Genomic DNA, 15,793 nt, shown 5'->3' with positions numbered 1-15,793 from the left:
TTTTATAAGTAGTGATGGCAATGGTCTGGTTAGCTTTATTAAAGATTGTTTTTAAGTATGTAATTGTTTTAGTTAAAAAGATTAAATTATCTATGATGATAGCAATTTTTTTCACAGTATCACTCCTGATTTTATAGTAATATAATATTTTAAAAGAAGCAATAAATTTATGATTTGAAATTAGGTGTTTTGCATCAATCTTTTTGATAGGATAGCATTAATCGTGTTTTTTATTTTTAAGTTAAGGTAAAAAGGTGTTACTTATACAATTGTTAATCTTTGTTTTGGTTTTGACCATAATGAAAAGTCTTATTTTATGATTATTAATAATACAATTATCACATGATTATTTGATTTAGCTGTAAGATATGACATTTATTAGAAGTGATAAATTTGTGATGATTTAAAAGAGGATCCCCCAAGGGGAGAAAATTATTTTTTGACTACATATTTATTATAGTATTGATTGATTAAGCAATCGATAAAAAATAACAATTTGTATTTACCTAAATTTTCGTCATCATGATTACCTAAAACAATAGTATCATTAAACTGTTGTGAAAATTTAATTTGGCTATTTTGAGTAATTAAAATATTATTAGCCAAAGAAATAATTGCAGGAATAGTAATTGCTTTTTCCATTAATAAAGTGCCTTCTAAAGAAATAAAAAGACAAAGATCGTTTTGACGTATTTGCTTAGCTAATTCAATTTGATGTTCTTTTCGAGGATAAAATTCAACATATTTGCCAGCAGTTAGTAAAGCTCTTTGTAAGATGTTTGCTAAATCTCCAGGAATATGAGTTGCAAAAATAAAAATGCGCTTAGAATTGTGTATTGCATCGCATAATTTATCTATTGATTGGTTAAGTTTATCGGTATCAATAGTTGAAAAACTAGCATTAATTTTATTTAAAAAGCTCGAAATATTAATTTTGCTAAAAGCACTATTGTCTAAAATAGTTTCATTTAACTCTTCTTGAACCCCTAAATAATCGGCTTTGAAATCATTAAAACTAGTATAACCTAATTTTTGACAAAAACGACTGATACTTGAGGGGGATGTATAACAAATTTCAGAGATTTCTTGCAAAGATGTTTTCTTTTTTATTTTATCAAGATTTTTTAATAAACATCTAGCGATATTTATATCGGTATTACTGTTGTTTGGGGTAATATTAACAATGTTTTGCAATTTGTAAATAAAGCCAGCCATAAGATCTATTACTAGTAAAACTAGTTGTACCTCCTTTTTATATGTTGTTTTTATTATAATACGGTTTATTTGATTTTTCAAAATATTAATTTCTTGATGTTATTTTATTATTTTTCAGATTTTGAATAGCATTTCATTTTTAGAAAAGGTTTTTAAAATTTGAATAGACAATCTATTTCGTATATTGAAACAAGGAATATGGCATTTTAAAATGATATTGAACAAAGAGGATAGAAAGGAGGCAAGAATAATTAATCCTCTAGAAAATAATATTTAGGGAAAGGATAAATGTATGAAAAAGAGAAAAATATTTGCTTCAGTAGCAGCTTGTGCAATGATCATAGGATTATTTAGTCAAACTGCTTATGCACAGGAAAACGAATATATGACAAATCCATCTTTTGAAAATGAAATTGATAAGAGTACAATTCAGTTATACAAAGCTCAAAGAACTTCTGAAAAAGCTTATGATGGAAAATATTCAATAAAAGTTGGGAATTATAAACCGGAAAACGAACATGAAATACCAATTTGGTCTTATAATTATGGTAAAGGCAGCGTTAATGTTATTATTGATAACGTTAAACCTAATACAACCTATGAAATTACAAGCCATTATTTTAATGAAACAGGAGTAAAGATGTCAACCGGGGTCTTAGATGTTGATGGAAATTATACAGCTGATTACCCTTGGAAATTAGCTTCTGATATTAAAACAAATTCTAAAAAAAGTACAGAATGGCAAACTAATGTTCATACTATTACGACAGGTCCTAGAACGAATGAAATCTATGCATTTGCTTATACGGAATGGACCGGTAATGAAAGTGGGGCCGGAGTGTTCTATTTTGATGATGTAGAAATAAAAGAAGTAGGAACTGTGGATAAGGATATTCAAACAATTGATTATAAAGCTGATTTAGATGGTTTTCCAAATACCGTACCAGCAATTCAAAATTTTAGTCAAACAGACGGAATTTATAAACTAACAAAGAAAAATCAATTCTTTTCTACGGATGAATTTTCTAAAGCAAAAACAGAATATTTAGCTGAATCAATGAAAGCTAAAGGAATTATTGAAAATTATACTATTAATGTTATCGATGATATTAATAACGCCAAAGGAATTACGCTATATAAACAACCTGTATCTTTTGAATTAAATGGAATGGTTAAAGATCGTGATTGCCAAAAAGATGCATATCAAATTAATATTACAGAAAATACGGTAGTTATTTATTCTGATTATATTGAAGGAATTCAAAATGGATCAATGACGATTTTACAGGCGTTTATCCAAAGAGATAGTTTGAATTGTGGTATTGTGCAAGATTATACTGATCAAAATATCCGTGGGTTACAAGTTGATTCGGGTAGACGTTATTATTCAATCGACTGGCTAAAAAAACAAATTGAACAAATGGCTTATTATAAGCAAAATGTTTTACAGCTACGTCTTAAAGATAACGAAGGAATTCGTTTTGATTCTAAAGTAGCACCAGAGTTAGTTGATCGCAAAGGTGGTTTTTGGACATCGGAAGAAATTGATGAGTTAGTTAATTACGCTAATAAATTTAATGTTGAAGTAATCCCAGAAGTAGATTTTCCTGGTCATTCTGGTCAAGAAGCTGATTATCATAAAGAATGGAAAATTACTGATAGTTGTTCGAATTTAGATTTTTCAAAACAGGAAGTAAGAAACTATATTTATTCAATTTATCAAGAAGCAGCTGATTTATTCCATGCTAAGACTATCCATATTGGTGGTGATGAATATTTCCAAACATCAGGATGGAGCAGTGAAGGTGATCAAAAACTTGCTACATGGGCTAAAGAAGTTACTAATGATTCTGCCGCTAATGAAAATGATGCTTTAAAATTATTCTTTAACGAAGCAGCTAAACCGTTTTTAGATAAGGGAATTAAAGTATTAGTATGGAATGATAATTTATTTTCATTCGATAGTGTAGTTGATTTAGATGAAAGAATAGTGATTGATTTTTGGGGTGGTGGAATCTATGGTTCTATTAAAGCTTCTCAGGCAATCAAAGCGGGTTATGATGTAATGTCAAGCTCATCTTCAAATTATCATGATTTATGGCCACAACAAAATCAAAATAAATTAGATCGACCAGCACCAAAGAACTTATATGAAAACTTTACAAGATATACTTATTCATGTAGTGCTTTTTCGTATCCGTTTTATCATGTTGATGAAGTCCTAACTGAAAATTTACAACAGGCACAAGGACAAGTATTCCCAATTTGGGATGATGCTCATGGTTATGTTCCAGAATATATTCTTTCAAGAACATTATTTCCAAGATATGCTGGTTTTGCATATAAAACATGGGGAGCAACGTATGATGAAGGATTTACATATGAAGAATTTGAACGTCTAGCATATTTAGTTGAATCACCTAGACCGGAATTATTAGGTAGTCAAGTAGCTAAAAATTATACTGCAGCAGATTATCAAGCAGTAGTTAAGACAATAAAAGAGGGACTAGCGAATATTGAAACAGATGATGCAGGTGTACAAAAGAATATTGATCAATTAAATACTTTATTAGATACCCCTAATGAAAAAACATTATATTCTGTACAAGAGATTGAAGCATTGATTCATCAATATGAAAATATTGAATATGTCGCAGATACAGGGAAGGTAATTATAAAATATGTAGATGAGAATAATAAAGATCTATGTGATCCAATAGTTATTGAAGATGTCGTAGGAACTACTTATAGTTCTGAAACAAAAGAGTTTGACAATTACACATTGGTACAAGTTCCTGAAAATGCAAACGGCATTATTGAAAAAGGTGAATTAGAAGTAATATATGGATATCAAAAAAATCAAGAAACACCAGTACCTGATAAACCAGATGGATCTAAACCAGATAATTCTCAGGGAGAAAGCCAAAATAATCAACAAGCAAATAATGATAAAGTATCAACTGGCGATCAAGCGGCACTTTTTGCAACTGCAGCAGTTACTGTAATATCATTATTAGGAATATTTGTCAGTGTTAAAAGAAAAAAACGTAGAAATTAATACACTAAAAAGGAAGAAGTGCGGTTCTTCCTTTTTACATTAAGTTATTAATAAAATATAGCGTTGTTTTATTAAAAATAAGTTATTAAAGAAATAAATTTTTTAAAATATCATTGTTTCTTTTGACTAAGAAAGATATAATATTACACGTAATAAGAAAGTAGGGGATTTGAAGCATGTACGAAATTATACGTAAAGAAGTATTAAATGATGTTGTCGAATTAATGGAAATCCATGCTCCATTTGTCGCAAAAAAATGCGAACCTGGTCAATTTATCATTCTTCGTGTTGGTGAAGATGGTGAAAGAATTCCATTAACGATTGCTGACTTTGATCGTGAAAAAGAAACAATTACGATCATTTATCAAATTGTAGGCTATTCAACTAAAGAATTATCAAAATTAAATGCCGGTGATTCATTAACTGACTTCGTTGGTCCATTAGGAGTACCAACTAATTTCCATGAAGCTAAACACGTAATTGGGGTTGCTGGTGGAGTAGGAAGTGCACCATTATATCCACAATTAAGAGAATTAGCTAATCGTGGTGTGGAAGTTGATGTAATTATCGGTGGTCGTGAAGCGCAATATGTTTTAATGGCTGATGAATTTAAAAAATTCTGTAAAAATGTTTATATCGCTACTGATGATGGATCACTAGGAACTAAAGGTTTTGTTACAACAGTATTAAGTGATCTTTTAGATAAAGGTGAAAGTTTTGATGAAGTTATTGCAATTGGTCCAGTACCAATGATGAAAGCGGTTGTTGGTGTGACTAAACCAAAGAATATCAAAACATCAGTTTCATTGAATCCAATCATGATTGATGGAACAGGAATGTGCGGATGCTGTCGTGTAACTGTTGACGGTAAAGTTAAATTTGCTTGTGTAGATGGTCCTGATTTTGATGGATTACAAGTTGATTTTGATGAATTAATGATGCGTCAAAGAATGTTTAAAGAAGAAGAACATACTGTTAGTGAAAATGCTAATCGGATGTGTAATTTAATGGGAGGTGTCAAATAATGGCAAAACCAAATATGTCACCAACAAAGGTAGTAATGCCTGAACAAGAACCTGATGTAAGAAATAAAAATTTTGAAGAAGTAGCTTTAGGATATACAAAAGAAATGGCGATGGAAGAAGCAACTAGATGTTTAAATTGTAAACATCAGCCATGTAAAAAAGGATGCCCTGTTGGAGTACCAATTCCTGAATTTATTAAAGAAGTTGCTGCTGGTAATTTTGAAGAAGCATATCAAATTATTACTAGTGAAAATGCCTTGCCAGCAATTTGTGGACGTGTTTGCCCTCAAGAAAATCAATGTGAAGGAAAATGTGTTCGCGGAATTAAAGGTGAAGCAGTTGGAATTGGACGTCTGGAAAGATTTGTTGCTGATTATCATATGGCTCATGGTAAAAAAGCTGAAGTGGAAATTAAACCAAATGGAAAAAAAGTTGCAATTATTGGTTCTGGACCAGCAGGAATCACTTGTGCTGGAGAATTAGCTAAAAAAGGTTACGATGTTACTGTTTTTGAAGCTCTTCATAAAACAGGTGGCGTTCTTTCTTATGGAATTCCTGAATTCCGTTTACCAAAAGATCTAGTTCAAAAAGAAGTTGATAGTGTTGCGGCTTTAGGTGTAGATTTTGAAACTAATGTTGTCGTTGGTCGTTCAGTAACAATCGATGAATTACAAGAACAAGGATATCAAGGTATTTTTGTTGGAAGTGGTGCGGGCTTACCACGTTTCCAAAATATTCCTGGTGAAAACTTAAATGGTGTTTATGCTGCCAATGAATTTTTAACTCGAGTTAATTTAATGAAAGGATACCAATTCCCAGATCATCCAACACCAGTAAAAATTACGGATACTGTTTGTGTTATTGGTGCTGGTAACGTAGCGATGGATGCGGCAAGAACGGCTAAACGTTTAGGGGCTAAAGAAGTCTATATCGTTTATCGTCGTGGAGTTGATGAAATTCCAGCTCGTGCTGAAGAAGTACATCATGCTAAAGAAGAAGGAATCATCTTTAAATTATTAACTAATCCAGTTAAAATTGAAGGTGAAGACGGTTGGGTTAAATCAATGGAATGTGTGCAAATGGAATTAGGAGAACCAGATGATTCTGGAAGAAGAAGACCGGTTGTAATTGAAGGTTCAAATTTCGTGATTGAAACTGGAACAGTAATTGTTGCTATCGGTCAAAGTCCAAATCCATTGATTAGACAAACAACACCTGGTTTAGACACTCAAAGATGGGGTGGTATCATCGTTGATGAAGACACAATGAAAACTAGTAAAGAAGGTGTCTTTGCTGGTGGCGATGTTGTAACTGGTGCAGCAACAGTTATTTTAGCTATGGGTGCTGGAAAAACAGCAGCTAAAGCAATGGATGAATATTTATCTAAATTATAATTAAACGACGAGGTGTCTTTCTTAGTTGAAAGATACCTTTTTTGCTATACTAAAGAATTGTTTAAAAGATAATAAGATCATACAAATTGAATATCTTTTACAATTTTTTACCCATAAAGAAGATGATCGTTTTTATGGATTAAAATGATATTTTTGTAATAACAAAAAAGTGATAAACAATAATTTATCACTGAAATAATTGGATTTTATGATTTGTTTAAATTCTTTTTATCTTTATACATTTCTTGATCAGCTTTATCAACTAAAGCTTTGATAGATACAAATCTATCTTGCCAGTGCCAGCCAATTGAAGCTAATACATTAGGTAAAAATGGGATGTAATGATTTGTCATGCTTTTTTTCAACTTAATAACTCTTTTTCTACAAGCTTCGTAACTGATATTTTGGATAATAATGACAAACTCATCGCCACCAATACGAAATATCTGATCACTTTTTTCGTTAAAACATATTTTTATTTTATCTTTTACAGTTTTTATCAAAAGGTCACCAGTATCATGACCAAAGCGGTCATTGACTTCTTTAAGATTATTTATATCAACAAAAATAGCGCCAGTATTAGTTTTGTTTTTATTGGTATTACAAAAGTTTTGATAGGCATTACGATTATTGAAATTAGTGAATTCATCAACATTGGCTAAACGGTTTAATCTTTTTTTCATATTCACTAGTTCAGTTTCGTCAAATAATAAACAAGCGCAATATCCTTTTTCTAACCAGGGGTAGCAAACTATTTTTAAATATTTATCAATTTCAGGGCTATAGTCATGTAATTCATGATTCTGATTTAAAAAAGCGCAAGAATAATAAAAATCTAACCATTTGGTATCACTTCTGTCGGTAAAGACATCTTTGTAAAAACGTTTGTTGAGCATATCTGTTAAGGCAATACCTTCTAATTTAGCAAATGCGTCATTGCCATAACAAAAGATAAAGTCGATAGGTTCACCGTTTTTATTTAATACTAATTTAATAACAGTAAAGGCAACAGGCATGGAATCAAAATAGGATTTTAAAGATTCAAATGGCATGTTTTCACCCCTTCCTTGGTTATTTCTTTTTCAATATATCACAAAATAATCTCAACTTCAACGGATTATGTGGGAGTTTAATGACAAATAGATGAATTTAAAATATAGATAAAAGATTAAATTTGTTATAATGATAAATGAGGTGAAAAGCATGAAAGTATTAGTTGTTTATTGTCATCCTAGCTGTAATAGTTTTACTTATGATGTTAAAGAAAAATTTATTGAGGGATTAAAGGATGGAAATCATGATGTTAAATTGTTAGATTTATATCAAATGAATTTTAATGAGAGTTTTACTGAACAGGAATATTTACGAGAAGCATTTTATAATGATGAATTAAAAGTACCGGAAGATATTTTAAAACAACAGCAATTAATCAATCAAAGTGATGCTCTGGTTTTTATTTATCCAGTATTTTGGAGCGAAGCACCTAGTAAATTAGTTGGCTGGTTCCAGCGGGTCTTAACTTATGGTTTTGCTTATGGAAACAAGGCTACAATGAAACCGTTAGATAAGGTGTTAATGTTAGTGACGATGGGCGGTGATTTGAAAGAAAAGCTGCGTCAAAGACAGGTAGCAGCGATGAAGGAAGTTATGCTTGGTGATTGTATTAGTGATCGCGCTAAAGAAAAAGAAATGATCGTTTTTGATCGGATGTCACGGGATTATCCTGATCGTGAAATAAAATATGATGATAATTTGAAACGGGCTTATTTGTTAGGAAAAAATTTTTAATATGTGATGATAATTGATTGAAATAATTATTATCATGATAAAAATACTGTTAATTTTTTATCATTTCGTGTATAATTGGCATAAAGGAGTGATAAAATGTATAAATATTTGGAACCATATGCTGCAATGGTTGTGTTTTTAGGAAAGGCATTAGGTGACAATGTTGAAATTGCTTTACATGATCTAACTTCTAAAGATCAGGAAATTGTTGCGATAATTAATAATCATAACTCTGGAAGAGAAGTAGGAGCTAAATTATCGAATCTATCAATTCATTATTTAGAAGAAAAACAATATCTTGATCATGATTATGTAATTAACTATAAAACAACCGGTGCTGATGGGAAATTAATGAGAGCAGCTACTTATTTTATTAAAGAAGCTGATAAGGAAATGCCAGTAGGAATGTTATGTATTAATGTTAATATTTCTGATTTTGAATATTTGACGGCAACGATCAAAAAAATCTTAGGAATTAAAGATGAAAAAGATATTGAATTTAAAATGGATAATCCAGTTGAGATTTTGTCATCACCATTGGATGAAATGATCGATATGTATATTAAAGAATGTTTAGAAAAGATGGGATTCCCAAGTTATTTCTTGGCAGAACGTTTGAATGTTGATGAAAAAATAAAAGTAGTTAAATATTTACAGGAAAAAGGAACATTTAAGGTAAAAGGAGCTATTGTTTTGGTAGCTGAAAAATTAGCTGTTTCAGAACCAACTGTATATCGTTATTTAAAGAAAATGGAAAAATAGGAGGGTAAAATGAAAGAACTAGTATATGTAAGTGGACATCGAAATCCAGACACTGATAGTATTTGTTCAGCGATTGCATATTCATATTTATTAAAAGCAATCAATCGTTATAATGCGGTACCTGTAAGACTTGGTGAAGTCAATCGGGAAACTGAATATGTATTAAAAAGATTTGATATAAAAATACCAGTTTTATTAAAAACAGTAAAACAAAAAGTAGAAGATCTAAATTATGATAAAGTAACTGTTTTTTCAAAAGAGTTAACTTTAAAAACAGCATGGGATCTAATGAAACAGCAAAATGTTAAATCAGCACCAATTTTAGATGATCATGGACAATTATTAGGGTTACTTTCAACATCTAATATCGTTGAAGGATATATGGAAAAATGGGATAGCAGTTTATTAAAAGAAGCCCATACACCAATTGAAAATGTAATTGATACATTGGAAGCTTCAATCCTTTATTTAAATCATAATTTAAAAGTAATTGAAGGTGATTTACATATTGCCGCTATGCGTGGGGAAGAAGCGAAAAAAAGAATCAAACCTGGTGATATTGTTATCGTTGGTGGTGACCGTGATGATGCAGTCAATTCATTGATCGAAGCCGGAGTTTCTTTAATCATTTTAACGGGATCATTAGATCTTGATAAAGCAATGTTGGAAAAATTAAAAGATAAAGGTATTAGTGTTATTTCAACACCATTTAATACTTATTTAACTTCACAACAAATCATTCAGGCAATTCCAGTAGAACATATCATGCAAAAAGGTGATTTGAAGATCTTTACTACTGATGATACGTTAGATCATGTTAAAGAAGTCATGAGTGAAACAAGATTTAGAAGTTATCCGGTATTGGATCTAAATAATCGCTGTGTGGGAAGTATTTCTCGTTTTGCTTTGTTGAAAGGATTACGTAAAAAAGTTATTTTAGTTGACCATAATGAACGTGGTCAGTCAATTCCGGGAATTGAAGAAGCTGATATTTTGGAAATCGTCGATCATCATCGTGTTGCTGATATCCAGACAATTGGACCATTATTATTTAGAGGGGAACCACTAGGTTCTACGGCAACTATTGTTACTAAGATGTTTGATGAATTTAATGTGGAAATTCCGCAATCAATCGCAGGAATTTTACTTGGGGCAGTTATTTCCGATACATTGTTGTTTAAATCACCAACATGTACACCAGTTGATACTAAAACAGCTCGTAAGCTAGCTAAGATTGCGCAAGTAAATATTGAAGAATTTGCGATGGATATGTTTAAAGCAGGAACTTCATTAGCTGGTAAGACCGTAGAAGAAATCTTTAATCAGGATTTCAAAAAATTCCCATTTGAAAATGGAACAGTGGGTGTTGGTCAGGTTAATACAATGGATATTGAAGGTTTTGCTTCATATAAACAAGAAATGCTTGATTATATGAATAAGTTTGCTAAAGATAATAATTTAGATTTTGTCTTGTTGTTACTTACTGATGTTATTAACGCTAACAGTGAAGTATTGGCTGCTGGTGATAAAACATATTTGGCAGAACAAGCATTTAATGTTAAATTAGAAGATAGCCAGGCGACTTTAAAAGGCGTTATTTCTCGTAAAAAACAAGTTGTTCCGGCAATTACAGCCGTAATGAGTGATTAAAAATGAGATTAGATAAATTTTTAAAAGTATCGAGAATTATTAAAAGACGAACATTATCAAAAGAAATAAGCGAAAGTTCGCGGGTCAAAGTAAATGGAAAAGTTGCTAAACCAAGTACACGCTTAAAAATTGGTGATGAAATCGAAATTGAATTTGGTCGGACGTTATTAACTGTTCGAGTAAAAGAACTGCGAGAATATGTTTTAAAAGAAGATAGTACGATGCTTTATGAAATCGTTAAAGAAGAACCGATCAAACGTGATCTTTGACAAAAAGCTTAGCTTCAATAGCTAAGCTTTTTAAATAAATAATGATGTAAAATGTTTGTAAGATATGATAATTTGGTATACTATATAGTATAAATGGAAGGTGATTTAAATGTATGCAAAACTTGCATGGGAAAAATATAGTGATGAAAAAATTAAAGATGTAATGGATTTTAATGAAGGTTATAAAAAATTTATTACTAAGGGAAAAACAGAACGCTTATGTGTTAAGCAAAGTATTGAATTAGCGAAACAACATGGTTTTAAGGAATTAGATGAATATAATGAGTTAAAACCAGGTGATAAAGTATATGTTAATAATATGAATAAAAATATTGCTTTATATGTAATGGGAAAACAGCCATTAGAAAAAGGAATGCGTATTTTAGGAGCACATATTGATTCACCAAGAATGGATTTGAAACAAAATCCTTTGTATGAAAGTGAAGGCTTTGCCCTTTTAGATACTCATTATTATGGTGGTGTTAAAAAATACCAGTGGGTAACTATTCCTCTTTCATTAATAGGTATCATTGCTAAAAAAGATGGTACAGTAATTGATGTAAATATTGGTGAAGATGAAAATGATCCAGTTGTAGGAATTAGTGATTTATTGATTCATTTATCGGCAGATCAATTAAAAAAAGAAGCGGCTAGAGTTATTGAAGGAGAAGATCTTGATGTAACAGTAGGTAGTATCCCACTTGCAGATAGTGAAAAAGAAGCTGTTAAAGCTAATATTCTTAAAATTTTAAAAGAAAAATATGATTTTGAAGAAGAAGATTTTTTAAGTGGTGAAATTGAAGTTGTACCAAGTATGCCAGCTCGTGATTATGGTTTAGATCGCAGTATGGTAGCTGGATATGGTCATGATGATCGGGTTTGTGCTTATACTTCATTAATGGCCTTGTTACAAATGGAAAATCCTGAATATACTAGCTGTTGTATTTTAGTTGATAAAGAAGAAATTGGCAGTGTTGGAGCTACGGGTGCCCAGTCACTATTCTTTGAAAATAGTGTTGCCTGTTTACTTGCAAAAATGAAAGTAGACAGTTTTGTTAAAACACGGATGGCAATGGCTAATTCTAAAATGTTATCAAGTGATGTTAGTGCCGGGGTTGATCCGTTGTATTTAAGTGTCAATGATAAAAGGAATGCGGCTTATTTAGGAAAAGGAATTGTTTTTAATAAATATACTGGTGCTCGTGGTAAAAGTGGTTCTAATGATGCTAATGGTGAATATATGGCTGAAATTAGAAACGTTTTAGATAATGATAATATTTATTATCAAACAGCTGAACTTGGTCGTGTTGATCAAGGCGGTGGCGGTACAATTGCCTATATTTTAGGTAACTATAATATGAATGTAATTGATGCTGGAGTGGCGGTATTAAATATGCATGCCCCAATGGAAATAGTAAGTAAAGTGGATGTTTATGAAGCGTATTTAGCTTATTGTTCATTTTTAAGCAAGATTTAGATATTTGGCTAGCCAAATATCTTTTTCTTTGCAAGAAACATGGTTTTTAAACTTTTCTAGACATGCTATAATAGATTAAAAGGCGGTGATGAAAATGGCAAAAGTTGAAGTAGTTGATTATAATGAAGAATGGCAACGTAGATATGTATACGAAGCTAATCAGATTAGGAATATACTTGTAAGTGAATTGGTTACTATCACTCATATTGGTTCAACTGCGGTTCCAGGGTTAAAAGCAAAACCAACAGTTGATATTTTATTAGTAGTCAAAGATGTAAATAAATTAGATTCATTAAATGAACAGTTTGAAAAAGCTGGTTATCAATGTTTAGGAGAAGATGGAATCAAAGGTAGAAGGTTTTTTATGAAGGCAGATAATTCAGTTCATGTTCATGCTTATGATGGAAATAATCATGATCGCATTGAATCATTAATTGCTTTTTATGATTATTTAAAAGATCATCCTGAAGTAGCTAAAGAATATGGTGAGTTAAAAGAAAAACTGGCTAAGAAATATCCTAATAATATAAAAAAATATAATAAGGGCAAAGATGCATTTACCAAAGAAATTGAAGCTAAGGCTTTAAAACAATATCGTCATAAAGATATTGAACAAATTTAGTGGTTCTTAATTCCTCGCTAATGCATATTTATTAGTGGAGGTAATTATATGGATAATAATAGTATTCGTTTTGAACATACTCCTTATCATAATGTTTATTTAAAAGATCGTAAAAATATTGAATTGACAGGAGTTAAAAAGATTGAAAGCTTTGATTCTTTAGAATTTTTAATTGAAACTTCATTAGGGTTCTTAAATATCACAGGAACTGAACTGTCGTTAACACGATTAGATCAAGAGAAAAATGAAGTTAGTATCAAAGGAAATATTGATTCTATTTCTTATGTAGCTAATAAAAAAGGTCCCAAAAGTAAAGAAAGTGTTTTTAATAAATTGCTTAAGTAATGGATTTAATTAACCAGCTTCAAGGGATCAGTTATTCACTGGTATTTGGTTTTCTCTTTACTTTTGTTTATAGTCTTATCAATCGTGTGTTTTATAAATACCACCAGAGCATCTTTAGATATATTATACAGATTATTACTGGTGTTGTTTTTGGGTATCTCTATTATCTTGGTTTGTTAGTGATCAATAATGGGGTAATTAGATTTTATTTTATTATCAGTATGCTATTTGGATATCTTGTTTATCTTAACTATTATAGTTATTATATGTTTTATGTAATTGAAGCGGTTGTAAAAATGTTAAAATATATTTTATCCCCAATTATATTCATTTTTAAAAAGATTAATGGTATAATAAAACGCATGAAGAAGGTGATTAGATGGCTAGTAAAAGAAAGATTTTCAAATTAGTAAAAGGCATTAGTTTTATGCTGCTTGGATGTGTAATGATGATTGTCTTGTTTAATAGCGCAATGACCGTTCTTCAGCGTCAGGATGATATAGCGGTTTTAAAAGAGCGAAAAAAGATTGTTGAAGCTGAAAAAAATGAATTACAAAATGAAGTGGATTTATTGAATGATGAAGACTATGTAGCTCGTTATGCTCGTGAAAATTACATTTTTTCTCGAGAAGGAGAACAGGTGTCCATTATTCCTGGAGTAAAATAAGCACAAAGTGCTTATTTTTGTTTCTAAGTTTTTTAGGGGGTATTATTGATGTTTATTACAAAAAATATGTATATGCGTTCACTTCGTCGTAGACGAAAAATAACAATTTATGTACCTGATGACTATCAACAAAGCAATAAAAGATATCCAGTTTTATACATAAATGATGGTCAAAATGCTTTTTTTGATGAAAGTTCTTATATGAATGTTAGTTGGGGTTTTTATGATTATGTTAAAGCTGTTAATTTAGATGTGATCATGGTTGCCATCCCTTGTAATTTTAGATTAAACAAACGTGAGGATGAATATGGACCTTGGCCAATCAAAAAAGATATTTTATTAATGGAATATGGTGATGAAAATATTAAAGTTGGTGGTGAAGGTGAAAAATATCTGCGATTTATTATTAAACAGTTAAAACCGTATATTGATAAAAACTTCCCAACGATCAAAGAAGATTGTGCCATGGTTGGCAGCTCAATGGGTGGTATTATTACTAGTTATGCGGGAATTAAATATAGTCATATTTTTAAAAAAACAGCCTCGCTTTCAACGGCTTACTGGTTTTATGTTGATGAATTTATTGATTTGATCAATAAAAGTGATTTAAGTGCTACTGAATGTTTTTATTTAGATTTGGGTGGTAATGAAGGTAACGGTGATGAAGAAATCAGTCGTATTTATTATGAAAGCAATGATCAAATTTATGAAGAATTAATTAAAAAGACCGATCGAGTTGAAGTTCGTTTTTTTGAAGAAGCTGCTCATAACGAAATTGAATGGCGCAAACGAGTGCCAATATTTATGGAATTATTTTATGGACATCATTAGTGATGTCCTTTTATAATGTTTTTCTGTTTTGAAAAAAAGCACCATTAAAGTATCTTTTATGATATGATATCAATAAGTTAATGAAAGGGAAAAAGAAAGTATGTATAAGTTAATGCTGTCTGATTTAGATGAAACATTATTAGTTAAACATCATGTTCCGGCTTTTAATGTCGAAGCAATTAAAAAAGCTCGTAATAAAGGCTTAAAATTTGTTCCGGCCACAGGTCGTGCCTTCAATATGATTCCGGAAATATTACAAGAAATTGATGCTTATGACAAAGAAAATGAGTATTCGATTTGTTTTAATGGTGGTTTGATCGTTGAAAACAAAAATAGTCGTATTTTAAATTTCAAAGGTCTATCTTTTGAAGTGGCAAAAATGTTATTTGAAAAAGCACGAAAGTATGATGTTTGTGTGTTAGTTTTTACGATTGATATGTGTTATATATTTAACGCAGATGAAGATGAAGTAAAACGAAAAACGGAACAAAAAGCACCATTTAAAGTAATTGATGAGTATAACATCGATATTTTAAAAGATGAAAAGATTGCTAAGTTATTATACGAACGCAGGGATATGGCATATTTAAAAGCAATTGAACAAGAATTAAAAGATGAAATTAAAGATAAAGCCTGTGCTAGTTATTCATCAAATCGGTATTTAGAATTTAATGCTCTTGGGGTAGATAA

General features: G+C 30.6%; 16 protein-coding genes. 14 read left to right on the top strand and 2 right to left on the bottom strand.

All coding sequences use genetic code 11. The features are described from left to right. Positions 1-432: 432 nt before the first annotated feature. Positions 433-1,296, bottom strand: a complete 864-nt coding sequence (locus tag J7M77_RS09905) for a MurR/RpiR family transcriptional regulator (RefSeq protein WP_296878034.1) — start codon at positions 1,294-1,296, stop codon at positions 433-435. A 211-nt stretch (positions 1,297-1,507) separates the two neighbouring features. On the opposite strand from J7M77_RS09905, the gene J7M77_RS09900 reads away from it, so the two are divergent. The 3 genes from J7M77_RS09900 to gltA all read left to right on the top strand — a co-directional run bounded on the left by J7M77_RS09900 (position 1,508) and on the right by gltA (position 6,692). Beyond that, on the top strand, positions 1,508-4,273 hold the full coding sequence (locus tag J7M77_RS09900; RefSeq protein ID WP_296878032.1) for a family 20 glycosylhydrolase: 2,766 nt from the start codon (positions 1,508-1,510) through the stop codon (positions 4,271-4,273). Positions 4,274-4,449: 176 nt separating this feature from the next. Beyond that, positions 4,450-5,298 carry a sulfide/dihydroorotate dehydrogenase-like FAD/NAD-binding protein gene (locus J7M77_RS09895; RefSeq protein WP_296878030.1) on the top strand — a complete coding sequence of 283 codons (849 nt, stop codon included), beginning with the start codon at positions 4,450-4,452 and terminating at the stop codon, positions 5,296-5,298. After that, positions 5,298-6,692: an NADPH-dependent glutamate synthase gene (gltA, locus tag J7M77_RS09890; protein WP_296878029.1), complete on the top strand. Its 1,395-nt coding sequence runs from the start codon at positions 5,298-5,300 to the stop codon at positions 6,690-6,692. The genes J7M77_RS09895 and gltA overlap by 1 nt, the downstream gene beginning before the upstream one ends. A 206-nt stretch (positions 6,693-6,898) precedes the next feature. Here gltA and J7M77_RS09885 read toward each other — a convergent pair whose 3' ends face one another. After that, entirely contained in the window at positions 6,899-7,744 is an 846-nt protein-coding gene (locus J7M77_RS09885) for a GGDEF domain-containing protein (RefSeq protein WP_296878027.1), read from the bottom strand. 151 nt (positions 7,745-7,895) lie between these two features. Here J7M77_RS09885 and J7M77_RS09880 point away from each other — a divergent pair, with 151 nt between their 5' ends. From J7M77_RS09880 to J7M77_RS09835, 11 genes are all read left to right on the top strand, one after another. Then, the gene (locus tag J7M77_RS09880; RefSeq protein ID WP_296878025.1) at positions 7,896-8,480 is read left to right on the top strand and encodes an NAD(P)H-dependent oxidoreductase; all 585 of its coding nucleotides are present in this window, start codon (positions 7,896-7,898) and stop codon (positions 8,478-8,480) included. Between the two features lie 96 nt (positions 8,481-8,576). Further along, on the top strand, positions 8,577-9,242 hold the full coding sequence (locus J7M77_RS09875; RefSeq protein ID WP_296878023.1) for a PAS domain-containing protein: 666 nt from the start codon (positions 8,577-8,579) through the stop codon (positions 9,240-9,242). Positions 9,243-9,251: 9 nt separating this feature from the next. After that, complete coding sequence (locus tag J7M77_RS09870) at positions 9,252-10,892, top strand: putative manganese-dependent inorganic diphosphatase (protein ID WP_296878021.1); 1,641 nt, start codon at positions 9,252-9,254, stop codon at positions 10,890-10,892. Between the two features lie 2 nt (positions 10,893-10,894). Further along, positions 10,895-11,161, top strand: coding sequence for an RNA-binding S4 domain-containing protein (locus J7M77_RS09865; RefSeq protein WP_296878019.1), 267 nt, complete (start codon positions 10,895-10,897; stop codon positions 11,159-11,161). A 109-nt stretch (positions 11,162-11,270) separates the two neighbouring features. Then, positions 11,271-12,638, top strand: coding sequence for an aminopeptidase (locus J7M77_RS09860; RefSeq protein WP_296878017.1), 1,368 nt, complete (start codon positions 11,271-11,273; stop codon positions 12,636-12,638). A gap of 94 nt (positions 12,639-12,732) precedes the next feature. Next, complete coding sequence (locus J7M77_RS09855) at positions 12,733-13,260, top strand: GrpB family protein (protein WP_296878014.1); 528 nt, start codon at positions 12,733-12,735, stop codon at positions 13,258-13,260. Between the two features lie 48 nt (positions 13,261-13,308). Then, a complete protein-coding gene (gene yabP, locus J7M77_RS09850) occupies positions 13,309-13,605 on the top strand; it encodes a sporulation protein YabP (RefSeq protein ID WP_296878012.1) in 297 nt (98 codons plus the stop codon). After that, positions 13,605-14,015, top strand: a complete 411-nt coding sequence (yabQ, locus tag J7M77_RS16900) for a spore cortex biosynthesis protein YabQ (protein ID WP_367236982.1) — start codon at positions 13,605-13,607, stop codon at positions 14,013-14,015. Before yabP ends, yabQ begins: the two co-directional genes overlap by 1 nt. Beyond that, positions 13,985-14,272, top strand: coding sequence for a septum formation initiator family protein (locus tag J7M77_RS09845; RefSeq protein WP_296878010.1), 288 nt, complete (start codon positions 13,985-13,987; stop codon positions 14,270-14,272). The genes yabQ and J7M77_RS09845 overlap by 31 nt, the downstream gene beginning before the upstream one ends. A gap of 48 nt (positions 14,273-14,320) precedes the next feature. Then, positions 14,321-15,103 carry an alpha/beta hydrolase-fold protein gene (locus J7M77_RS09840; RefSeq protein ID WP_296878007.1) on the top strand — a complete coding sequence of 261 codons (783 nt, stop codon included), beginning with the start codon at positions 14,321-14,323 and terminating at the stop codon, positions 15,101-15,103. A gap of 100 nt (positions 15,104-15,203) precedes the next feature. Beyond that, the coding region (locus J7M77_RS09835) for an HAD hydrolase family protein (protein WP_296878005.1) at positions 15,204-15,793 on the top strand (590 nt) is incomplete at its 3' end.

It is taken from the genome of Thomasclavelia sp. (assembly GCF_017889095.1).
GTDB lineage: Bacteria > Bacillota_I > Bacilli_A > Erysipelotrichales > Coprobacillaceae > Thomasclavelia.
Note: the sequence above shows the minus strand (reverse complement) of the source record. Positions and strands in the feature narration are given on the sequence as shown.